The sequence below is a fragment of the Streptomyces sp. FXJ1.172 genome, from assembly GCF_001636945.3.
Taxonomy (GTDB): domain Bacteria; phylum Actinomycetota; class Actinomycetes; order Streptomycetales; family Streptomycetaceae; genus Streptomyces.
In genome coordinates, this window is the sequence record NZ_CP119133.2 from 4,745,468 (window position 1) to 4,767,906 (window position 22,439).

The following is a 22,439-nucleotide window of genomic DNA, read 5'->3' on the forward strand; positions in this document are numbered from 1 at the left end:
CCTACTCCTCGTCCGTGGTCCGCACCGGAGTCGCCCGCCCCGGCTCCGGCAGCGCGGCCAGCTCCGAGCGCAGGAGCAGAACGTCGCCGACGAACAGGTCGTACACCACGATCCCGACCACGCCGCCGATCAGCGGCCCGACGATCGGGATCCACCAGTAGGAGCTGAACGTGCCGGACACACTGCCCGGGAAGGCCAGGCTGTTCCAGCCGGCCGCGTAGGTGAACAGGCGCGGCCCGAAGTCACGGGCCGGGTTGATGGCGTACCCGGCATTGGCGCCGTAGGAGATGCCGATGGCGGCGACGACGAATCCCACGACCAGCGGCCTGAGGTTGGCCTGCACGGCCTGGTTGCGCACGTCGAGGACGGCGGCGATCAGCATGAGCAGGAAAGCCGTACCCGCGATCTGGTCCACCAGCGGGCCCCAGTAACCGCCGTGGAAGTACGCCGCCGGGAAGGTCGCGAAGATGGAGAACGTGGCGTTCGTGTGCCCGTTCACCTTCGGCCCCGGCGCCACGCTGTCGTAGGCGTGGATCGCGTCGTGGTAGACGAGGTAGACGAGTGCCGCGCCGGTGAGCGCGCCGACGACCTGCGCGAACCAGTACGGCAGGACCTTGGCCCAGCTGAAGCCGCGGCGCACCGCCATGGCCAGCGTCACCGCCGGGTTCAGGTGGGCACCGCTGACGCCGCCGGCGACGTAGACGCCGAAGGCGACGGCGAAGGCCCAGCCCCAGGCGATCAGCAGCCAGTCCCCGGCCGCGAGGAAGATCGTGACGGGTGTGGCCGCGCGGCCCGAACCGGGCAGCGCGGCGACCGCCATCGCGACCACACCGCAGCCGAAGGAGATGAGGACGAAGGTCCCGAGGAACTCGGCGAGGCACTCGCCCAGCAGTCCTCCCCGGCCTCTGAGCCGGGTCGGCTTGATGATCGCCGGGATGTCGACAGCCATGGAGGCCCCCTTGAAGAGAGCAATACGGCCAATGTGACCATATTGGCCTACAAACCCTCACCCCGCAGGCTGACGGTGCCCAGTCAGCTGTCGAGATCGTCGGCGAAGTGCCGGAACCCGTGCCGCTCCCGGTGCAGGCCCCACAGCACCTCCGCGAGGACGTCCGGGTCCTTGCGCGCGTGCCCGGGAGTGATCGCCCCCGGGATCACCAGCTGTGCGACGTGGATCCCCTCCCCGGCGAGCCGTTCGTGCAGCAGATGCCCGTACGCGCTCTCCGCCGCGAACGCGATCGAGGTCCCGGCCCGCTCGGTGTGCGGCACGGCGGCGGTCCCGCCGTTGACGAGCAGGATCGTCCCGCGCCCGAGCCGACGCATCCCCGGCAGCACCGCCTGCACGGCGGCGACGGGCCCGTACACGGAGAACTCGACGGGCCCGACCAGGTCCCGCGGGCCCGTCTCCAGCACGGGCCGCATGAAGTCCCGGTGCGGCACCGGGCTGTACTGCAGCACCTCCACGGTGCCCAGTTCGTCGGCGGCCCGCTCGAGCGCCCCGGCCAGCTCCTGCGGTCTGCGCACGTCCGCGACGAAGGCGCCGGCCCGCACCCCGCTCCCGTCGAGGCCCTCCACGAGCCGGTCGAGCCGCGACCGGTCCCGCGCGAAGAGGGCGACCGCGAAGCCCTCACGCCCGAACCGCCGGGCGACGGCGGCCCCGAGCCCGGGCCCGGCACCCACGATGGCGATACTGCTCATGCCGGCCATCCGTACCGCACCCGGCACCGCTCCACACCGCACCGCACACATCCTTTTCCGGCGGTGCTCCCTCCCGCGTGCTCCCCGGCCCCGCCTCCCGGCCGGCGACGGCGCCGGTGCGCCATCCGGGTGTATCCGTCATGCGATCGGCCGCGCCTTTGCCGCTCAGCGCCTCGCGGGCGCCGCGGCACGGCAAGGATGTCGAGGAGCGGACGCACGGCGTGCGCGGACCGCGAGCACCGGGAGACAGACGACTTGTGAGCATTCTCAACGGACCCCATGGGGCCGCCGCGGCCGCGGACTCGTACGAGAGCGAGGTGCCGGTCAGGGGCAGGCGGCCCGGCAGTGTCGTCGTCAAGTGGCTGACCACCACCGACCACAAGACGATCGGCACCCTGTATCTGGCGACGTCGTTCGCGTTCTTCCTGGTCGGCGGCGTGATGGCGCTGCTCATGCGCGCCGAGCTGGCCCGGCCCGGCCTGCAGATCATGTCGAACGAGCAGTTCAACCAGCTGTTCACGATGCACGGCACCGTGATGCTCCTGATGTTCGCGACACCGCTGTTCGCCGGCTTCACCAACTGGATCATGCCGCTGCAGATCGGCGCGCCCGACGTGGCGTTCCCACGGCTGAACATGTTCGCCTACTGGCTCTACCTGTTCGGCTCGCTCATCGCGGTGGCGGGCTTCCTCACCCCGCAGGGTGCGGCCGACTTCGGCTGGTTCGCCTACTCCCCGCTGACGGACGCGATCCGCTCCCCCGAGGTGGGCGGCGACCTGTGGATCATGGGCCTCGCGTTCTCCGGCTTCGGCACCATCCTCGGCTCGGTCAACTTCATCACCACCATCATCTGCATGCGGGCCCCCGGTCTGACCATGTTCCGCATGCCGATCTTCTGCTGGAACGTGCTGCTGACCGGTGTCCTGGTCCTGCTCGCCTTCCCGGTGCTGGCCGCCGCGCTGTTCGCCCTGGAGGCGGACCGCAAGTTCGGCGCCCACGTCTTCGAGGCGGCCAACGGCGGCGCCCTGCTGTGGCAACACCTCTTCTGGTTCTTCGGCCATCCCGAGGTGTACATCATCGCGTTGCCGTTCTTCGGCATCGTCTCGGAGATCATCCCGGTGTTCTCCCGCAAGCCGATGTTCGGCTACATGGGCCTGATCGCCGCGACCATCTCCATCGCCGGTCTGTCCGTCACCGTCTGGGCGCACCACATGTACGTCACCGGTGGTGTTCTGCTGCCGTTCTTCTCCTTCATGACCTTCCTGATCGCCGTGCCGACCGGTGTGAAGTTCTTCAACTGGATCGGCACGATGTGGAAGGGCTCGCTGTCCTTCGAGACACCGATGCTGTGGTCCGCGGGCTTCCTCGTGACATTCCTCTTCGGCGGGCTGACCGGGGTCATCCTGGCCTCGCCGCCGATGGACTTCCACGTCTCCGACTCGTACTTCGTGGTGGCCCACTTCCACTACGTGGTGTTCGGCACGGTCGTCTTCGCGATGTTCGCCGGCTTCCACTTCTGGTGGCCGAAGTGGACCGGCAGGATGCTGGACGAGCGGCTCGGCAAGATGACCTTCTGGATGCTCTTCGTCGGCTTCCACGGCACCTTCCTGATCCAGCACTGGCTGGGCGCCGAGGGCATGCCGCGCCGGTACGCCGACTACCTGGCGGCCGACGGCTTCACCGCCCTGAACACGGTCTCGACCATCAGCTCCTTCCTGCTCGGCCTGTCGATGCTGCCGTTCCTCTACAACGTGTGGAAGACCGCCAGGTACGGCGAGCAGGTCGGCGTCGACGACCCGTGGGGCTACGGCCGTTCGCTGGAGTGGGCGACCTCCTGCCCGCCGCCGCGGCACAACTTCGTCACCCTGCCGCGGATCCGCAGCGAGTCCCCGGCGTTCGACCTGCACCACCCCGACATCGCGCTGGCGGAACACGAGGTCCCGGAGCGGCTCGGCCGAGGGCAGGCGTGAGCAGCCCGGCCGGGCACGGAGCCGAGGGCGCGCTCGCCAACCAGGTGGAGGGCTACCTCCTGTGGCGGGCCCGGATCGCCGAGGCGGAACAGCGCGCGCGGGACTTCACCCGCCCCATGGACTGGCTGACGACCGCGCAGCGCGAGGAGATCGAGCGCCGTCACATCGCCGACGGCCTCAGCCGCGCCCGCGCCGACCTGGAACGCGTCGCGGCCCGCTGCACCTCCCTGCGCGCCGAGTACGAACACCGCTACGCGGAACTGAAGCGCCGCTGCCTGGCCGTGACCCTCGCGGTGTGCGCGGGCTGCACGGCCGTGGCGACGCTGCTGGTGCTCCTGTGAGCGTCCCCCGCGCGGGGCGCCGGGCTCACGCCATCCAGAAGAAGACCGCCGTCATGCGCTTCTCCTCCAGCGCCTTGCCGTGGTAACCGGTCGCGCTGTGCACGAGGTTGGCGTTGTAGAGGAGCAGACGGTTGTACCGGTGCGGGACGCGGACGTCCTCCTCGAAGTGGTCGCCGGGAACGAACCTGGTGCCGAGCGCCTCGACGAGGTTGTTGTGCGGGGCCTGGACGATGTTGCCGCCGAGCCGCCCGCCCGGCAGTGACTGGCGGTAGAAGGCGGTGCCGCAGTCCTTGGGCACGTTCGGGTTGAGGTAGAGCACGGCCGCGTACCGGCACAGGGCGCGGGAATCGGTGTGCGGGCGGGGCTCGCTCTCGCCCTCGCCGACCACCTGCACGCAGTTGTGGTTCAGCGTGCCGCCGCCGGGCGCCTGCTGCACCCACAGCTCCTTGGCACCGGTGGCCTGCTTCACCAGCCGTTCGATGACGGCGAGTTCACCGGGCTCCAGGCCGGGCATGGCCCGCAGCCCGGGCCAGGTCTCGGAGGTGTACGGGTACCCCTCGACCCAGTCGTCCTTGGCCAGACACCGCTCCCGTACGGCGTCGGCGCCGGGCAGGACGTCGTCGAAGACCCAGTAGTCACGGCCCTTGGTGGGCTTGCGGTACGGCAGCACGGGCAGTGCGGCGGGCATCCTGGGGGGCGGCTGTGGGGGCATGCGGCGAATCTATGCCAGCGTTTGGTCTCGCCTCTCCCGAGGAAAGGTCAACTCTTCTTTACCTGTTCGACAGAGACGGACGGCTTCCGCATCCGTACTGCTGTGTGTCCGAACCGCCTCATGGCGGCTAACCGACCGGGCAGGAGGCACGGTGCGCTTTTCGCGGAACGCGACGGGAACAGTCTTCGTGGGCGGTGCGATGGCCGTGACCCTCGTGGCACTGGCCTACCCGAGCATGCTCGGTCTGAGCAAGGTCGCCACCGCCCAGGACCGGGTCATCTCCAACACCCAGTGGGGGCCGCTCACCGAGCAGGACCGTGACTTCGTGGTCAAGGTGCGGGCGGCCGGTCTGTGGGAGTACCCGGTGGGGCAGTTGGGGCTCCAGAAGAGCACCACCCCGGCCGTCGTCACGGCCAGCAAGCACCTGGTCGACGGGCACGCTGCGCTGGACACCACCTGCCGCAAGATCGCCCCGATGCTCAACATCACCCTTCCCAACCTGCCGAGCCCCCAACAGCAAGGCTTCGTCAGCCAGTTGAAGGCGGACAGCGGGAAGAAGTTCGACAGCGACTTCGCCAACATCCTGCGGATGACGCACGGCGCGATCTTCAACACGATCTCGAAGATCCGGTCCACCACCAAGAACTCGCTGGTGCGCGCCCTCGCCGACCAGGCCAACAACACCGTGCTGGACCACATGACGGTGATGGAGAAGACCGGTCTGGTCGACTTCGACCAGACGATCTTCCAGCAGACGACCCCGCCGAAGCTGCCCAACTCCGACCTGACCCCGCCGCCGCCGGCGGCCGGCCAGCCGGAGGTGGTCCTGACTCCGCCGCCGAACGCGACGTCCACACCTGTGGACATCAACGGGATCGCGGGCGGCGGCGCGGCGGCGGCCTCGCCGGGGGCGAGCCCCGCGCCGACGGCGGGCTAGTGCCCCAACAGGCGCGGCCCTACGGCCGCGCCACCGTCTCCAGGTACAGCTTCACGTACCGCTCGACGTCCACCCCCAACGCCACGTCCACCAGGGCCTGTTCACGGCCGCCCTCATGGATCTCGGACTCGCCGGGGCGGGGGCGGCGGTCGACGATCGTCTGACCCCGGGACGGGCCGGGGGCCAGGGAGACCTCGACGGGCAGCAGACGGGTGGTGAGCCCGGCCGGGTCGGCCACCGCGCACACCGCGCCCGCGTCGCCGAGGCCGCCCGCCTCCTCCGCGTCCGGCTCCTGGCCCATCGCGGTCGGCCGGTGGGCGAGGAGGTCACCGGCCAGCCGGGTGCCGGGATCACCGCTCGTGCGCAGCCGGTGGACGTCCGGGGCGGCCACGACGACCTGCATGAAGACGTCGAGGCCGTACATCGTGATCGGCACCCCGGCGGTGAGCAGGATCGCCGCGGCCTCCGGGTCGTGCCAGACGTTGAACTCGGCGACCGGCGTGGCGTTCCCGGTGGCCACGGCACCGCCCATGAAGACGATCCGCTCGATGTTGCGGGTCACCTCCGGATGGGTGCGCAGGAGCAGGGCGATGTTGGTCAGGGGTGCGGTGGGGACGAGCGTGACCGGGCGCGGCGAGGCGAGGATCTCGCGGCGCAGCAGGGACACGGCGTCCAGCTCGGACGCGGTCCGGGCCGGCGCGGGCAGGCCGAGGTCGCCCATGCCGTCGGCGCCGTGCACGTGCTGCGCCGAGCGGGCCGGTTCGATCAGCGGGCGGGCGGCGCCCCGGCCCACCGGGATCCCGGGGGCGCCGGCCAGCTCCAGCACGGTGAGGGTGTTGCGGACCACGCCGTCGACGTCCGTGTTCCCGGCGACGCAGGTCACCGCCCTGAGGTCGATCCCCGGGTGGCGTACGGCGAACAGCAGGGCGAGGGCGTCGTCGACACCCGTGTCGCAGTCGATGATCACAGGGATGGGCTGACCGGGCACAGCGGACTCCTTCCGTCGAGCCGACCTTAGATCAGGACGCTCACTCCCACAGGGCGGTGCCGCGCGCCGCGACCCGGTCGGCGATCTTGCGCAGCAGCTCCGGCACCGGCAGCTCCCCGGGCCGCCGGCCGTCCCGCAGCCGCACGGCCGCCCGCCCGGCCCCGGCCTCCCGGGCGCCGATCACCGCCCGGTACGGCACCAGGCGCGCGGCCCGGATCCGGGCGCTGAGGCTGCCCTCGGCGGGATCGGCGAGTTCCGCCCGCAAGCCCGCCTCCAGGGCCTCCCGCACGACCGCCGCCGCCTGGTCCGCCTGCTCCTGCGCGACCGGCAGCACCACCAGCTGCACCGGCGCCAGCCAGGCCGGGAAGGCGCCCCGGTGGGTCTCGATGAGGTGGGCGACGGCCCGCTCCACGCTGCCGATGATGCTGCGGTGCACCATCACGGGGCGGTGCTTCGCGCCGTCGGCGCCGATGTAGTGCAGGTCGAAGCGGGCCGGCTGGTGGAAGTCGATCTGCACGGTGGACAGGGTGGACTCGCGGCCGGCCGGGTCAGCGATCTGCACGTCGATCTTCGGCCCGTAGAAGGCGGCCTCGCCCGCCGCCTCCTCGTACGCCACGCCGGACGCGTCCAGGACCTCCCGCAGCAGCTCGGTGGCCCGGCGCCACAGCTCCGGATCGGCGACGTACTTGCCGCCCTCGCCGGGCAGCGACAGGCGGTGGCGTACGGCCTCGATGCCGAGGTCGGCGTAGGCGCGGGCGATCAGCTCCAGCGCGCCGCGGGCCTCGTCCACCGCCTGCTCCAGGGTGCAGAAGATGTGGGCGTCGTTGAGCTGGATGGCGCGCACCCGGGTCAGTCCGCCGAGGACGCCCGACCGCTCGGCGCGGTGCATGCTGCCCAACTCGGCGAGCCGCAACGGCAGTTCGCGGTAGCTGTGGGAGCGGGAGCGGTAGATGAGCGCGTGGTGGGGGCAGAGGCTGGGGCGCAGGACGACCTCCTCGGACTCGTCGGCGCCCGGCCTCATGGGCGGGTACATGTCGTCGCGGTAGTGGTCCCAGTGCCCGGAGATCTCGTACAGCTCGCGTTTGCCGAGCGCGGGCGAGTACACATGGCGGTACCCGGCCCGGCGTTCGGCGTCGCGGATGTACTCCTCCAGGGTGTGCCGGACGACCGCGCCGTCCGGCAGCCAGTACGGCAGGCCGGCGCCCATCAGCGGGTCGGTGCCGAACAGGCCGAGTTCACGGCCGAGGCGGCGGTGGTCCGGGAGCGCGTCGTTCACGGTGGGTCTCCTCACGGCAGGAGGCGAACACCCCGCAGGACGCCGAAAGCCCCGGGGCGCTCGCCCCGGGGCTTCGATGCTGTCAGGTGTCAGCGCGCCGGGACGGTGTCCGGCGTCGTCGTGTTCGACTGGCACTGCTGGGCGCGCTGCATGCGGCGACCGTAGCAGGGCGCGAAGCCGCGGGCGAGGCGTTTTCCCCGCACCGGCTCCCCCGTCCGCGGGGCTCCTCACCCGTACGGCCCGGAGCGCTGGTGGGGCGGGCGGAGCGGTGGTGCCGTGAGAGCAGGCACACCCGAAGGCACCTCACAGGCACACCCGAAGGCACACCCGCAGGCACGCCCGCGGGCACCCCAGGAGGCACCGCGATGACCTGGCTGACCGACGCGATACGCCCCCGCGGCCTCCACCTCGCCCTCATAGCCGCCGGTCTCATCGCCGTAGGCGGCTGCGCGGCCCTCGGTCTGCGCCATCCGGCGACCGCACCCCAGCCCCTGCCCACGATCGACCGGCCGACCCCGATACCCCGGGCGCCCGGACGGCCGGACGGCGCCGCACTCACCGACGAGCAGGCGCGGTCCGCGCTCATCACCCAGACCGATCTCGGGGCCCCCTGGACGGCGACCGGCGGGGCGGCCACCTGGCGGGACGGGCTGCTGAAGGCGACCAGCTCGGCCGGGCAGTGCTCACGGCTGATGGACGTGCTCTACACCGACGAACTCCTCGGCGGCCCGCCCCGCGCCGCGACCGGCCTGGACGACGCCGACACCGGCGCCCAGCTGCGCTACCAGATCGGCGCCCGCCGGCCCGCCGACGTCGACGCGGCGCTCGCCTGGCTGAAGACGCTGCCGGAGCAGTGCGCGCGGTTCACGGCCACCACCGGCAACGGCCTGGTGGAGGACGTGCGGGTCGACCCGGCCGCGCTGCCCGAGGTCGGGGACGCCCGCCAGGGCCTGCGCGTCAGCATCGCCACCACGACCTCCGACGACCGGGACGTCCGGCTCACGCTGGAGGTGGCCGCCGTCCGGGTCGGCCAGGACTCCTTCGCGCTCACCAACGGCAGCCTGGGCGACGTACCGGACAACGCGACGCAGGCCGCCGTCCAGGTCGGCGCGCTGCGCCTCGCCGACGTCCACAAGCGGGGCCGGGCCCAGGTGTGATCACAGCGGCGGCTGGGCCGGGGCCGGTCCGAGGGTGGTGGTGCCGGGGGCCGTGCGGTGGCCGAGGCCGGTGCGGTAGGCGTCCAGGGCGGCCTCGGTACGGCCCGTACGGCGCAGCAGGTCGCCGAGCAGCCGGCACAGGTCGGCCAGGTCACCGGCGGCGCCCGCACGTTCCAGCAGGCTGAGCGCGCGGACGTAGTGCTCCTCGGCGGCCTCGGTGTCCCGGGCGTCCTCGGCGATGATGCCGAGCAGCCGGTGGGCCGCGGCCGCGTGCACCGCGCCGCGCTCGGAGGAGAAGTCCCCGAGGACGCCCTGCAGCAGCCGGGCGGCTTCGGCGGACTTGCCGCGCCGGTGCAGCACGTCGGCCAGCTCCACGGCGGCCTGGCTGCGGTAGAGGCAGGCCCGGGTCTCCGAGAGCATGGCGTGGGCCTGCCGCAACTCGCCCTCGGCCCGCTCCAGTTCGCCGTTCTGGGCGCAGACGTAGCCGCGCATCCAGTGGCAGTTGGCCAGCTCGGTGCGCAGGCAGAGCCGGCGGTACAGCTCGGCGGCCTTGGCGAGTGAGGCGTCGGCCTCGGCGAGACGGCCCTCGGCGAGCAGGGTGCGGGCCACCGAGCGGTGCATCCGGGCGACCAGCGCCTGGTCACCGGAGCGCGGGGCGAGGGCCAGGGCGAACTCGGCGGCCTGCGCGGCGCGGGCGTGCGCGCCCATGTCCATGTACGGGCCGATGATGCTGGCGTAGAGCAGCAGCAGGGCGTCGGGATCGTGCAGTCCGCCGCGGTTCAGCTCGTCGAGGGCGGACTCCAGCAGATAGACGGCGTACCGGAGTTCACCGGCGAGGTAGTGCGCGACCGCGCGCCCCCGCACGGCGGGCACGCGCCCGGGCAGCGGCTCGTCCGCGACACGGGCCTCGGCCTGCTCGAAGAACTCCCGCGCCCGGACCAGCTCCCCGGTCTCCAGCGCGCATTCACCGAGCCCCAGCAGCGCGGACGCCTGTTCGCACCCCAGCCCGTGGCTCTCCGCCTCCGTGAGCAGCGACGCGTACTCCACGGCGGCCTCCTCGGCCCGCCCGTCGGCGAGCACCCGCTGCGCCTCGGTGAGCCGCAGCCTGAGATCGGTCGCGAGGCGGGCGGGCCGCCCGACGGCCAGCTCCTCGAAGGCCACCCCGAGCCGCCCGGCGATGTGCCTGAGCGCCTCGTCGGAGGGCCGCACCCGGCCGGCCTCCACGGTGGAGATGTAGGCGGGTGTGTAGGCGGGCTCCGCCAACTGTCGCTGTGTCAGGCCGCGTTGGGTACGCAAGTGCTGTACACGCCGTCCGATGACCGCCGGATCGTCCCGTTCCCGCATTCGTCGAATCCCCCCAACCGCCCTGATGCCCCTTGCCGTTCGACCCTGGCAGCCCTAGGTTAAACGGCGGATTAAGCGTGCTTAATACGTCGCTGTTGTATTACGTCGCTGCTGTGTTGCGAGGTCGCCGTGCAAGGACGTACGCCCGCCCCCTACGGACGCCCCACCCCCGCACCCCTGATCCCTTCCCGGATTCGCCTGACCGCAGGCACCCCGACCGCACGCGGTGTGGCGGCAGCGGTGATCGCGGCGGCGGCCCTCATCCTCGCGGCCAACGCCGGCCCGGCCCACGCGACCACCCCGGCCCCGGCCCCGCAGACACACCGGACGGCCCCGGCGCACCCCTGAACGGCCGCCGCACGTGCGGCACCCCTCCGGGGACACCGCACCCGGCACGGCAGGCACGCACGTCCGCCCCTGCTCCCGCGCCGGCCGGCCCGACGGCGGCCCCTCCCCCCGCCCCCGCCGGACGCCTAGGCTTGCGCGCGTGACCTCCGCAGCCGCGCGTGCCGCCCTGGATCTGACCTCCGACCTCCCGGTCCCGGACCTGGAGGATCTCTACCGGGACCTGCACCGCCATCCCGAGCTGTCCCTGCGCGAGCACCGCACCGCCGGCACGCTGGCCGGGCGGCTGGCGGACGCCGGGTTCGAGACCACCGAGGCGGTCGGCGGCACCGGCGTCGTGGGCCGGCTGCGCAACGGGGACGGGCCGGTCGTGCTGCTGCGCGCCGACATGGACGCACTGCCGGTGCGCGAGGAGACCGGGCTGCCGTACGCCTCCGAGGCGGACGGCGTGATGCACGCCTGCGGGCACGATCTGCACGTCACCTGGCTGGCCGGGGCCGCCCGGGCGCTGGCCGCCGGGCGGGACGTCTGGCGCGGCACCCTGCTGGTGGTGGGCCAGCCCGCGGAGGAGACCGGACAGGGCGCGGCCCGGCTGGTCGCGGACGGGCTCTACGAGCGCTTCGGGCGCCCGGACGTCCTGCTCGGCCAGCACGCGGCCCCCGGCCCGGCGGGCCTGTACCCGCACGCGCCCGGCCTGATCATGTCGGCGGCGACGGACGTGGACATCGTCGTGCACGGCCGGGGCGGGCACGGCTCGCGCCCGGAAGCCACCGTGGACCCGGTGGTGACGGCCGCCTACCTGGTCACCCGGCTCCAGACGGTCGTCTCGCGGGAACTGGCCGCCGGGGAGTCGGCCGTGCTGACCGTGGGCCGGATCGAGGCGGGCACCCGGCACAACATCATCCCGTCGACGGCCCGTGTCTCCCTCAACCTGCGCAGCCAGTCGGAGGAGGTCCGGCAGCGGATGCTGGCCGCGATCGAGCGCATCGCGCGCGGCGAGTGCCTGGCCGCCGGCTGCCCGCGCGAGCCCGAGATCATCCTCGGCAGCACGTTCCCGGTGACCGTGAACGACGCGGCCACCGACACCGCCGTGGCGGCCGTGCACGGCGAGGTGTTCGGCGCGGGCACGGTCTTCGACCCGGGCCCGGCGATGGGCAGCGAGGACTTCCCGCAACTGGCGCTCGACGGCACGATCCCGTACTCGTACTGGTTCGTGACGACCACCCCCGCCGAGGTGTGGGACAAGGCCCCGGGCGACACCCTCCCGGAGAAGTTCGCGGCCGTGCCGAGCAACCACAGCCCGCACTTCGCACCCGACCTGTCCGTGATCGCCCCGGGTGTCCGCACCCTGGTCTCCGCGTCCCTGGCGCTGTTGTCAGCGGCATGACCCGGCCTTGACCCGCCCGCCGGCCAGCCGGCCCGTCAACTACTGTGCCGCCGCCTGGAGTTGGCGCAACTGCCGCTGGATGCTCTCCAGCGCGCCCTGCCGGCGACCGGGCACCCGTAGCCGCAACTGAGCGAGCGCGGGCCCGAGTTCGCGGGCCCGCGCCGTGTCCTCGATCCGGCCCCACTGGTGATGCGCCCGGTCCACGGCAGCCTCCACGGCAGGCGCGTCCACGGCCTGTCCGGCAGCCAGCCGCACCCCCGCGACCGCCAGCCACGCCCGGCAACTGCCCACCGCGTCCCCCGCGAACATCGCCAGATCGGCCCGGACCTCGGCCCAGTGCAGCGCCACATCGCCGGCGGGCCCGCCGGCACGCACGGCATCGGCCTCGAGCCGGGCGGCCAACGCATCCGCCTCCCCGTGCCGCCCACCCTGAACAGCAGCGCTGATGAGGGTGTGGGGGTCCTGGGGGAGGGGGGTGGGCAGTGGCGGAGTGGTGACAGGAGGTGCGGTGGGGGCAGGTGCGGTGAGGGGAGGTGCGGTGGGGGAGACGGGCGCGGCGGCGTGCGGGGCTCGGGTGAGGGGGGCGGGGCCCTGTGCGAAGGCGTGGGGGGTCTGCCCGGGGGCGGGGGGCGTCGCGGCCCGGGCCGCCGGCCGGCCGGGACGGACCGCCGGGTGGGCGAACGGGAGTCCGGGGGCGGCTCCCCCGGCGACGGCGAGCACCAGATCCCGGCCCGCACCGGACTCGGCGATCCGGGCCAGCGCCTGCTCGTGCAACACGGGAAGCGCGGGCCGGTGCCCACTGCGCAGCAACGTGGCCACCGCCTTCATGTACGCCGGCTCGGCCACCCCCCGCCGCCCCGGCGCCGGCGCGACCCGGCCGTACACCGCCGCGCCCGGTCCGCAGTCCAGCCCGCGCCCGGCGACGTACCCCCAGGCCTCCGCGTCCGCGTGCAGGTCCACGATCAGCCCCGTGTCCGCGGCGGAGCGCAACCGCAGCTCCTCGCGGATCCAGTGCCACGGCAACGCGGTGTAGCGCACGGTCGCCGTGGTGGTGCGCGCCAGCGCCAGATGCGGCAGATGCTGCTTGCGGTCCAGGTGCAGCTGACCGGCGATGTACACGGTCAACGGCCCCGGCGCGGCCGCCGCGGCCCGCAGCCGGGTCAGCACGGCCTGCGGCTCCAGCGGATCGGCGAGTTCGACCACGTTGGCGGTGTCTGCCCCGGACAGCACGGGGGGAGCGACCGCGGCCAGCACGGGCAGCACACCGGCCGCGTCCACCAGACGCCCCCGGCCCAGCGGCGAGGCCGCGAGCAGCAGCACGGTTCCGGGCATCGTCCCTCCCCCTGTCGACCTGTGCGGCCGATGGACCCCGCTTCGGCTGTGACCCCCGCGCGGCCCGTGGTTACGCCTTCCAGCCAGCACCGTAACCGCTGCGCCTGCAAACGCGCGCCTCAGGTCCGCAAACGTCCCTGTTCGGGGCCTTCGCCCTCGCTCCGGGCCGGCCGCCGGGGCCGCATCCGGGCCCCTCCCGCTGATTCCCGCTGATTCCCGCTGGTTCCCCTCTGTTTCCCCCATCCGTTTGCCTCATCCGCTTCCCCCGTCCGGCCGACTTGCCGGGCCGCGGCGCCAGGTGTGCTCTGGAAGGCGGGGGCGAGGAGAGAGAGGAGCGCTCTCATGGCTCAAGCGGCACCCGTGCCCGGCGGCATGTCCCGGCCCGGGCGGACACCGGAGGTGGAGGGCCGGGCAGCCGGCGTACGCGCTCGCCCGCCCGACGTCTTCGACGCGCGCACCCACCGCGTCGCCCACATCGCCGTCCCGGTCGTCCTCGGCCTGGTCTACGGCTACTGGGCCGCGGCCAACAACCGCGCCGGTGGCGCCATCACCGGCTGGAACCTGCTGCTCGGGTTCGTCAGCGCGCTGGTGTTCGCGGTGGCGTCCATGGCCCTGCTGACGCTGGCCCCGCGGATGCCACGGGAGGTGCACGCGCTGCTGTGGACGGCGTTCGTCGGCTGCGCGTTCGGCTTCATCTACAGCCAGACCGGTACGTCGGTCTGGCGGGCGGCGCTGATGTCGCTGCTGATCGCGGCGGTGACCTTCGCCGTCTTCTTCTACCGCTACTACACGCACGAGGACGCGTCCGGCCGCCGCATCCGCTGAGCGGTGGCCCCGGTCCGTGGCCCCGGCGCACGGAATGTGCGTGGGCCCCGGCCACTGCCGGCCGGGGCCCACGCACTCCCCTGTATCCCCACTTCATTCCCTCTTCCACACCGCTCCCTCGAGCCGGTTCCCGTCTCCCCAGCACCAGGAAACACCCGTTCGGCCGAACCCTCCACCGCAGGCTCCCGAACTGCTCCTCCGCCCCTGCGTCCCCTCGCCCGAATGCCTCACCCGGCTCGCGCCCGCGCCCTGCGGGCCGTTGCCTGGAAACGTGCCCCCACGTCTCAGGAGCGCCCTGTCGGCCGTGCTGATCGCCCTGTCCTGCCTCATCGTGCCCTTCGGCGCGCTGGCGGCCTGGGCGGCGTACGGGCTCGTCGACACGGGCCGGTACGTCACCACGATGGCTCCGCTGGCCGGCGACCCGGACGTCCGGGAAGCCGTCGCGGACACGGTCGGCGAGGGCATCCTGCGCGCGGTGGACCAGCACCTGGACGTCCGCCTGGCCGGCGGCTCCGTCCGCCCGTTCGTCCTCGACGCGGTGCGCTCCTTCACCCAGACCGAGGCCTTCCGGCTGGCCTGGGACACCGGCAACCGGGTCACCCACGACGCGGTCCTGCGCGCACTGCGCGACGAGCAGGACGAGCCGGCCGGGCAGCCGGTCACCGTGGACCTCGCCTCCCTCACCGCCCCGGTCAAGCTCCGGCTCACCCACGACCACGTACCGCTCGCCACGCGCATCCCGGTGGAACACACCCCGGTCGCCGTGCTCCCGGCCGGTGAACTGGCCGCGTTCCGGAAGGGATTCCACGTGCTCGAGGTCGCCGGCTTCTGGCTGCCGGTGGCCGCCGTCGCCTTCGCCACCACCGGGATCGCCCTCGCCGTCCACCGCCGCCGCGCCGTCACCGCGACTGCGCTGGGCATCGCACTGGGCGGCGCCCTCCTCGCCCTCGCCCTCGCCATCGGCCGCACCCTCACCCTCGCCGACCTGCCCGCCGACGTCCCCCACCCCGCCGCGGGCGCGGTCTACGACGCCCTCACCGCCACCCTGCGCTGGGCGGCCTGGCTCCTGCTGGGCCTCGGCCTGACGGCAGCGGCCACGACCTGGCTGACCCGCCGCGTCCGCCCGTCCCGCCGCCGCCCGCCGGCGAACCCGGCCGCACCGACGGAGTCGACACGGACACGCGCGCGCATCTGACGCCGTAGGCGCCGGCGCTGGTGCCGATGCCGGTGCCGGTGCGAAACAGCGCCGCGGGTGAGGCCGGGGCGGAACTGGATAATGACGGCATGTCCCGAGAGTTCCCCATCGGCCTCACCCCTCCCGACTGGCTGGTGCGGAACCTCCAACCCCAGCAGGCCCCCGTCAACCGGCCCGCCATGGCCCGCGCCGCCATCGCCCTGGCCCTCCCCCTGGCGACCGGCCTCGCCACCGGCCGCCCGGCCTACGGCGCCCTCGCCTCCATGGGCGCCCTGTCCGGCGTCATCGGCGACACCGCGGACGCCTATCGCATGCGCATCCTCAACATCGCCGTACCGCAGCTCTTCGGCGCGGTCGGCGTCACGCTGGGCGCGCTGGTGTACGGCCACGGCTGGTACGCGGTGGCGGCCGTCACGGGCGTGGCCCTGCTGTCCGGCATGATCTCCACGATCGGCGCGGTGGCATCGGTCTCCGGCCTGCTGCTCCTGCTGAACTGCGTGGTGGGAGCCGGCCTGCCGCTGCCCCACCCCTGGTGGCTGGCCCCGGCCCTGATGACCGGGGGCGGCCTGCTGGTCCTCCTGCTGGCCCTGGCGGCCTGGCCGCTGCGCTCGGGCGTCCCGGAACGCGCGGCGGTGGCGGCCACCTACCGCACGGTCGCCGCGCTCCTCGCCGTCTCCGGCACGGACCGCGCGGAGGAGTACGAGGACGCCCGCCGGAACGTCACCCAGTCCCTGAACCAGTCCTACGACCTGATCCTGGCCCGGCGCGCCCGCCACCACGGCCGCAGCCCCGAACTCACCCGCCTGCTGGCCCAGTTGAACGCCGTCACGCCCGTGGTGGAGGCGGCCCCCGCGGCCCACTGGGCCGGCCGTCCCCTGCCCGCGCAGATCCCGGAGGCGGTCCGGCACCTGGCCCACGCCGTCGAGACGGGCTACACGGGTCCGACGGCCCTCGACCTGCCCGTCCCGGTGACCGAGACGGCCCGCGCGGTGGACCACGCCCTGCGTCACATGGCCGAGGTGGTCGCCTCCCCCGACATCGACCCCCGGGGCATCGACGACCGTCTGGGCCGCCCGGCGACGCTGGGCATCCGCACGGCACGAGCGGCCCGCAACGTCATGCTGTCCGCCAACTCCTGGCGCTACGGCCTGCGCCTGGCGGTCTGCATCGGCATGGCCCAGGCCCTCGTCTCGCTGATCCCGGTCCCGCGCTCGTACTGGGTGGCCCTGACGATCACCTTCGTCCTGAAGCCCGACTTCGGCTCGGTCTTCTCCCGCGCCCTGCTGCGCGCGCTCGGCACGGTTGTGGGCCTGGTGATCGCGGCGGTGGTCCTCGCGGAGGTCCCGCTGGGCTGGTGGGACGTCCCCGCGATGCTGGTCCTGGCCCCCCTGATCCCGGCCCTGACCCCGAGGGGCTACGGCTACCAGACGGCAGCGATCACCCCGGTGATCCTCCTCCTGTCGGACATCCTGAACCACCAGGGCACGGCCCTGCTCCTCCCCCGCCTGACGGACTCGTTGCTCGGCTGCGCGATCGCCCTGACCGCCGGCTACCTCCTGTGGCCGGAGAGCTGGCGCACGAGGGTCGGCGACCGCCTGGCCGACGCGGTGTCGGACACCGCGGCCTACGTGGAAGCGGCCTTCGGCCCGGCCACCGGCCCCGCCGCCCGGGCCCGTATGCGCCGCCGCCTCTACCGCGACCTGTCGATCATCCGTACGGAATTCCAGCGGGCCCTGACCGAACCGCCGCCGACCGGCCGCCGCGCCGCCGCCTGGTGGCCGCTGGTGGTCGCCGTGGAGCGGATCGTCGACGCCACGACGGCGGCCCGCGTCCGTGTGAAGCACGGGGCGCCGCCGCCGTCCCCGGCCGAGATCACCCAGATCGTGCGGCAACTGGGGGAACTGTCGGAGGGGGTACGCAACGCGGAAACCCTGATCCCGGTACGCACTGACCTCACCGGCCCCGACGGCAGCGTCCTCGAGCCTCTCCGCCAGGAGGTCGCCGCGGCCCGGTCGATCGCCTCGCCGCACTGACTGCTTCGCTAACCTTACGTGTCCGTCCTGGCCAGGGATCTACGGGCATCAACTCACGCGAAGGGTTGCGCATATGGGCATTCTCACTCTCCTGCGGAACGCATTCGGCCGCTCACGCAAGGGACGAGCCGCCGAGGCAGAGGGTGCGGACCGCCAGCCGGCACAACCGTCCACCCCGGCTCCCGCCCCCACCGAGGAGCCGACCCCCACGGTCCCCGAGCCCCGCCACTCGTCCCCCGACGAACACGAACTCGTGGCAGCGGCCTTCGACCACGTGAAGGTCCCCCGCCAGCCGGAAGAGGGCGACCCCCGCACCCGCCCCGAGCCGACGCCCGAGGCCGAGACGGCCAAGGCCGAGCAGCAGCCCGAGGCGGAAACGCCCACGGAAGCGACAGCCGAAACGCCGGAAGAGCAGAAGCAGCCCGAGGCCGAGACGCCAGCGGAGCCAACAGCCGAAACGGAAACGCAGCCCGAGGCCGAGACGCCCGCGGAAGCCACGGCCGGAACCGACACGCAGCCCGAGACCGAAGCACCCGCGCAAGCCACACCCGAGCCGGAGAAGCAGCCCGAGGCAGAAACGCCCGAGGCGGAGCAGCAGCCCGAGCCTGAGGCCGTGGAGACGGGCGAGGACGACGGGCCCTCGCAGTCCGCGCCGGAGGCCGCGGAGGAGCCCGGGGCAGAGGGAGCCGCGGAAGCGGCCGCAGCCACCGCCGCGCCGGAGGCCGAGGAGAGGACCGAGCGCGAGGAGCCTGCGGAAGCAACGGCTGAGACCGAGCCCGAGACCGAGCCCGAGCCCGAGAAGCGGACCGGCCCGGAAGCCGCTGACACGGCTGAACACGAGGAGTCCGCGGAAACGACGGCCGAGGCGGCTCCCGCGCCGGAGGCGATCACCGCCGACGGCGAGGACGCCCCGCAGGGGCCACCGGCACCCGACGACGAGACCCGCACCGGTGGTGCGGGCGGGAACACGGACGCCGAAGGCGAAGCCGAGGCAGAGCCGGAGCCGGAGCCGGAGGCGGACCCGGCCAAGGCGGCGGCCCCCGCCACGTCTCTCGCCAAGGTCAAGTCCCGCGCCCCCTCCCTCGCCACCGCCTACAAGGCCGCCGCAGCCACCCTGAGGAAGACCGGCCTGACCGGCGCCCGGGCCAAGGTCTACCTGGTCCTCGACCGCTCCGCGAGCATGCGCCCGTACTACAAGGACGGCTCCGCCCAGGCCCTCGCCGACCAGACCCTCGCCCTCGCCGCCCACCTGGACCCCGAGGCCACGGTCCACGTCGTCTTCTTCTCCACGGAGGTCGACGGCACCACCGACCTCACCCTCGCCCCGGACCACGAGACGAAGATCGACGACGCCCACGCCGGCCTCGGCCGCATGGGCCGCACCAGCTACCACGCCGCCGTGGAAGCCGTACTCGCCCATCACGGCAAGACCAGCGCCCCCGGCACTGCCGTCCTCGTCGTCTTCCAGACCGACGGCGCCCCGGACGCGAAGACCCCGGCGACCCAGGCCCTCACCGCGGCCGCGGACGCCCACCCGGCCGTCTTCTTCTCCTTCGTCGCCTTCGGAGAGCACGACAACAAGGCCTTCGACTACCTCCGCAAGCTGAAGACCGCCAACACGTCCTTCTTCCACGCGGGCCCCGCCCCCCGCGAGCTGACGGACACCGAGCTGTACGAGGGCGTACTCGCCGCCTGGCGCCCGTAGGCCCACGGCATGCACCCGGGGGGTGGACCACCCCGTCCACCCCCCGAAACGCGTGTGAGCCGATCACCGCCAGCCCAGTAGGATTCCGCTTTATGGCGGCCACTGGATCCGAGAAGCAGGCGGGTAAGGCGTTCTACGTCTCCACGCCCATCTATTACGTCAACGACGCTCCTCACCTGGGCCACGCCTATACGACCGTCGCAGGCGACGTGCTCACCCGCTGGCACCGCCAGCGCGGTGAGAAGGTGTGGTACCTCACCGGCACGGACGAGCACGGTCAGAAGATCATGCGCACGGCCGAGGCGAACGGGGTGACGCCCCAGGAGTGGGCGGACAAGCTCGTCACCGAGGCCTGGAAGCCTCTCTGGGAGCACCTGGAGATCGCGAACGACGACTTCATCCGCACCACGCAGAAGCGCCACACCGACCGCGTCCAGGAGTTCGTGCAGGACCTGCACGACAAGGGCGAGATCTACAAGGGCGGCTACGAGGGCCCGTACTGCGTCGGCTGCGAGGAGTACAAGCTCCCGGGCGAGCTGCTCGACGGCGAGGGCGAGTACGCGGGCCAGAAGCTGTGCCCGATCCACAAGAAGCCGGTGGAGATCCTCAGCGAGGAGAACTACTTCTTCCGCCTGAGCGAGTACGGCGACAAGCTCCTCGCCCACTACGAGGCCAACCCCGGCTTCATCCAGCCCGAGTCCGCGCGCAACGAGGTCGTGAACTTCGTCCGCCAGGGCCTGCAGGACCTGTCCATCTCCCGTTCCACGTTCGACTGGGGCATCCCGATCCCCTGGGACGACAAGCACGTGATCTACGTGTGGGTCGACGCGCTGCTGAACTACGCCACGGCGGTCGGCTACAACGAGAACCAGGAGAAGTTCGAGGCCACCTTCCCGGCCGACGTCCACCTGGTCGGCAAGGACATCCTCCGCTTCCACGCGGTGATCTGGCCGGCCATGCTGATGGCCCAGGGCCTGCCGCTGCCCGGCAAGGTCGCCGCGAACGGCTGGCTCATGGTCGGCGGCGAGAAGATGTCGAAGTCGAACCTGACCGGCATCAAGCCGCAGGACCTCACCTCGCACTTCGGCGTGGACGCCTACCGCTGGTACTTCCTGCGCGCCATCGCGTTCGGCCAGGACGGCTCCTTCTCCTGGGAGGACTTCTCCGCCCGCTACACGAGCGAGCTGGCGAACGACTACGGCAACCTCGCCTCCCGCGTGGCCGCCATGGTCGGCAAGTACTTCGGCGGCACGCTGCCCGCGGCGACCGCGGACGGCGAGGCCGAGCAGGCGGTCCACGACGGTCTCGCGAAGGCGGTCGCCGAGGCCGACCGGCGCATCGGCGAGGAGCTGGACTTCCAGGGCGGCATCCTGGCCGTCTTCGACTTCGTCAAGCAGGTCAACGGCTACATCACGGAGCAGGAGCCGTGGAAGGTGGCCAAGGACGAGTCGCAGGAGGGCAAGGCCCGCCTCGCGACCATCCTCTACACCGCCGCCGAGTCGCTGCGTGCCATCGCCGTGCTCCTGAACCCGGTCATGCCGGAGACCTCGCAGAAGCTGTGGGACTCCCTCGGCGCCGAGGCGTCGCTGGGCGCCCTGGCCGAGCAGCGGATCCAGGACGCGGGCGAGTGGGGCAGGCTGCCGGAGGGCACCACGGTCACCAAGGGCGCGGTCCTCTTCCCGCGCCTGGAGGAGAAGCCGAGCGCGTAGGACGCCGTCACGGCGAACGCGCCGTGCATGACGCCGGGCCCGGGAAGCGTACGGTCGCTTCCCGGGCCCGCTCACGTGTGCGCCGGGGTTACTTCAGCACACCTGCGCCGGTCGTGCCCGCCAGCTCCGTCGGCAGGTTCTTCGCGGACGTCTCCAGGCCCGCGGTGAGCGTCGGCGTCCAGTTCACGGTCGTCTTGATCTTCTTGGAGTTCGACGCGTTGTACGCGGCGACCAGGTCGGTGAGCGTGCCGTTGACGAGGTTGCCGCTGCCCGCGACGGAGCCGGTGCCGTCGCCGCTGAGCAGCCCCGCCACCTTCCCGCCGGCCGGCACCTTCCAGAAGTTGTCCTGGGCCACGACCTGGGCCTTCGCGCGGGAGTTGATGCTGTACAGGGGCGCGTAGCCGTCGACGGTCGTCGTGTCGTAGAAGTTGTTGTAGACGTGGATCTGGCCGATCCGGGCGAGCGGGGCGCGCTGCACGATGCCCTGCCACACGTTGTGGTGGACGGAGACGCGCAGCTTGCCGGTGCTGTCCTTGTCGCTGCTGCCGATCAGCATCGTCTTGTCGTGGTCGGTGAACCGGTTGCACTCGACGGTGACGAGGTCCGAGCCGTTGGTGATGTCGAGGTCGCCGTCGTGGATCTGGTACTGGCGGCCGTAGTACGTCGCGTCGTTCCGGTCGAGGCCCGGCGCGTCGGTGAACGTGTTGTGGTCCGCCCAGACGTGGGTCGCGCCACGCAGGGTGACCGCGTCGTACTGCGAGTTCCAGTTGCCCTTGTCGCCGTCCGTCGGGTCCCACTGCGGGAAGCAGTCCTGGGTGGCGGAGAAGGCCAGGTTCCGGATGATGACGTTGTCGACGCTCTTGACCTGGAGGTTGCCGCCGGTGATGCCGGCGTTCGTGCCGGGCACGCCCACGACGGTGGTGTTGGCCGGCACCTTGAACTCGACCTGCTTCGCCTGCCTCTGCTGGGCGGCGGCGCGGGCCTTCTCCTGGGTGCCGGAGGGCAGCTTGGAGCGGCCGTAGGTGGCGGGGTCGTACGCCTTCAGGTACGCGGACAGCGAGTAGCCGGTCCCGGCCGCGTAGTCGGCGCAGGTGAGCTTCTTGCCGCTGTCGTCGGTGTTGGCGTCGATCGTGCCCTTGATCTTGATGATCCGGGGGGTGGTGTCGGAGGCCGAGCCCAGCGCCTTCACCAGCTGGGCGCGGGTGGAGACGGTGAAGGTGTGCGCGGAGCCGGCCTTCGCGCCGCCGGTGGTCCCGGTGCCGGAGGCGGCCCAGCCGTCCTTGGCGGCCAGTGTCTGGTGGTACAGGTCGACGGCGTCGGCGTTCGCGTTCATCACGAACACCCCGGCGCCGACGCCCGCGGCCACGACAGCGGCGGACACGGCGAGGGAGCGCCGCTTGCGGAGGGACCGGCGGTGGGAGGGAACTGCCACGGGGAGTCCTCACGAGGTTGCTTGACTTGCCTTACGCCCCCTCAGTGGCCGCC

General features: G+C 72.7%; 19 protein-coding genes. 11 read left to right on the forward strand and 8 right to left on the reverse strand.

Going from position 1 to position 22,439, the window contains the following annotated elements; all coding sequences use genetic code 11:
* Position 1: 1 nt before the first annotated feature.
* Both A6P39_RS21100 and A6P39_RS21105 read right to left on the reverse strand, forming a co-directional pair.
* Positions 2–949 carry an MIP/aquaporin family protein gene (locus tag A6P39_RS21100; RefSeq protein ID WP_067057126.1) on the reverse strand — a complete coding sequence of 316 codons (948 nt, stop codon included), beginning with the start codon at positions 947–949 and terminating at the stop codon, positions 2–4.
* An 83-nt stretch (positions 950–1,032) separates the two neighbouring features.
* Complete coding sequence (locus A6P39_RS21105) at positions 1,033–1,698, reverse strand: SDR family NAD(P)-dependent oxidoreductase (RefSeq protein ID WP_199841061.1); 666 nt, start codon at positions 1,696–1,698, stop codon at positions 1,033–1,035.
* A 257-nt stretch (positions 1,699–1,955) separates the two neighbouring features.
* Between A6P39_RS21105 and ctaD the strand changes: the two genes are divergently transcribed.
* Complete coding sequence (gene ctaD / locus A6P39_RS21110) at positions 1,956–3,668, forward strand: aa3-type cytochrome oxidase subunit I (protein WP_067057119.1); 1,713 nt, start codon at positions 1,956–1,958, stop codon at positions 3,666–3,668.
* A complete protein-coding gene (locus A6P39_RS21115) occupies positions 3,665–4,009 on the forward strand; it encodes a cytochrome C oxidase subunit I (protein WP_067057116.1) in 345 nt (114 codons plus the stop codon). The genes ctaD and A6P39_RS21115 overlap by 4 nt, the downstream gene beginning before the upstream one ends.
* Positions 4,010–4,034: 25 nt before the next feature.
* On the opposite strand, the gene A6P39_RS21120 is transcribed toward A6P39_RS21115, so the two are convergent.
* Entirely contained in the window at positions 4,035–4,721 is a 687-nt protein-coding gene (locus A6P39_RS21120; protein WP_067057113.1) for a DUF6445 family protein, read from the reverse strand.
* Between the two features lie 199 nt (positions 4,722–4,920).
* Between A6P39_RS21120 and A6P39_RS21125 the strand changes: the two genes are divergently transcribed.
* Positions 4,921–5,658, forward strand: a complete 738-nt coding sequence (locus A6P39_RS21125) for a DUF4142 domain-containing protein (protein WP_443053067.1) — start codon at positions 4,921–4,923, stop codon at positions 5,656–5,658.
* A 19-nt stretch (positions 5,659–5,677) separates the two neighbouring features.
* Here the strand turns inward: A6P39_RS21125 and A6P39_RS21130 are convergent, their stop codons facing one another.
* Positions 5,678–6,646: a nucleoside hydrolase gene (locus A6P39_RS21130; RefSeq protein WP_067057106.1), complete on the reverse strand. Its 969-nt coding sequence runs from the start codon at positions 6,644–6,646 to the stop codon at positions 5,678–5,680.
* 40 nt (positions 6,647–6,686) lie between these two features.
* Positions 6,687–7,922, reverse strand: coding sequence for a threonine--tRNA ligase (gene thrS, locus A6P39_RS21135; protein ID WP_067057104.1), 1,236 nt, complete (start codon positions 7,920–7,922; stop codon positions 6,687–6,689).
* Positions 7,923–8,287: 365 nt separating this feature from the next.
* Between thrS and A6P39_RS21140 the strand changes: the two genes are divergently transcribed.
* Positions 8,288–9,079: a hypothetical protein gene (locus A6P39_RS21140; protein WP_067057101.1), complete on the forward strand. Its 792-nt coding sequence runs from the start codon at positions 8,288–8,290 to the stop codon at positions 9,077–9,079.
* Here A6P39_RS21140 and A6P39_RS21145 read toward each other — a convergent pair whose 3' ends face one another.
* On the reverse strand, positions 9,080–10,423 hold the full coding sequence (locus A6P39_RS21145; protein WP_067057097.1) for a helix-turn-helix domain-containing protein: 1,344 nt from the start codon (positions 10,421–10,423) through the stop codon (positions 9,080–9,082).
* A 129-nt stretch (positions 10,424–10,552) separates the two neighbouring features.
* Between A6P39_RS21145 and A6P39_RS21150 the strand changes: the two genes are divergently transcribed.
* Together A6P39_RS21150 and A6P39_RS21155 are read left to right on the forward strand one after the other, a co-directional pair.
* Complete coding sequence (locus A6P39_RS21150; RefSeq protein ID WP_067057094.1) at positions 10,553–10,771, forward strand: hypothetical protein; 219 nt, start codon at positions 10,553–10,555, stop codon at positions 10,769–10,771.
* Between the two features lie 139 nt (positions 10,772–10,910).
* Complete coding sequence (locus tag A6P39_RS21155) at positions 10,911–12,155, forward strand: amidohydrolase (protein ID WP_067057090.1); 1,245 nt, start codon at positions 10,911–10,913, stop codon at positions 12,153–12,155.
* A 39-nt stretch (positions 12,156–12,194) separates the two neighbouring features.
* Here the strand turns inward: A6P39_RS21155 and A6P39_RS21160 are convergent, their stop codons facing one another.
* A complete protein-coding gene (locus A6P39_RS21160) occupies positions 12,195–13,487 on the reverse strand; it encodes a hypothetical protein (protein ID WP_067057087.1) in 1,293 nt (430 codons plus the stop codon).
* A gap of 342 nt (positions 13,488–13,829) precedes the next feature.
* On the opposite strand from A6P39_RS21160, the gene A6P39_RS21165 reads away from it, so the two are divergent.
* The 5 genes from A6P39_RS21165 (at position 13,830) to metG (ending at position 20,954) form a co-directional block, all read left to right on the forward strand.
* The gene (locus A6P39_RS21165) at positions 13,830–14,312 is read left to right on the forward strand and encodes a hypothetical protein (RefSeq protein ID WP_067057084.1); all 483 of its coding nucleotides are present in this window, start codon (positions 13,830–13,832) and stop codon (positions 14,310–14,312) included.
* Positions 14,313–14,583: 271 nt separating this feature from the next.
* Positions 14,584–15,507, forward strand: a complete 924-nt coding sequence (locus tag A6P39_RS21170; protein ID WP_067057081.1) for a hypothetical protein — start codon at positions 14,584–14,586, stop codon at positions 15,505–15,507.
* Between the two features lie 89 nt (positions 15,508–15,596).
* Positions 15,597–17,540, forward strand: a complete 1,944-nt coding sequence (locus A6P39_RS21175; protein WP_067057079.1) for an FUSC family protein — start codon at positions 15,597–15,599, stop codon at positions 17,538–17,540.
* A 73-nt stretch (positions 17,541–17,613) separates the two neighbouring features.
* Positions 17,614–19,245 carry a VWA domain-containing protein gene (locus tag A6P39_RS21180; protein ID WP_079133861.1) on the forward strand — a complete coding sequence of 544 codons (1,632 nt, stop codon included), beginning with the start codon at positions 17,614–17,616 and terminating at the stop codon, positions 19,243–19,245.
* A gap of 92 nt (positions 19,246–19,337) precedes the next feature.
* Positions 19,338–20,954 (forward strand): methionine--tRNA ligase, encoded by a 1,617-nt coding sequence (gene metG / locus A6P39_RS21185; RefSeq protein ID WP_067057076.1) that lies wholly within the window; start codon positions 19,338–19,340, stop codon positions 20,952–20,954.
* An 88-nt stretch (positions 20,955–21,042) separates the two neighbouring features.
* Here metG and A6P39_RS21190 read toward each other — a convergent pair whose 3' ends face one another.
* On the reverse strand, positions 21,043–22,386 hold the full coding sequence (locus tag A6P39_RS21190) for a pectate lyase family protein (protein WP_067057074.1): 1,344 nt from the start codon (positions 22,384–22,386) through the stop codon (positions 21,043–21,045).
* Positions 22,387–22,439 lie beyond the last annotated feature (53 nt).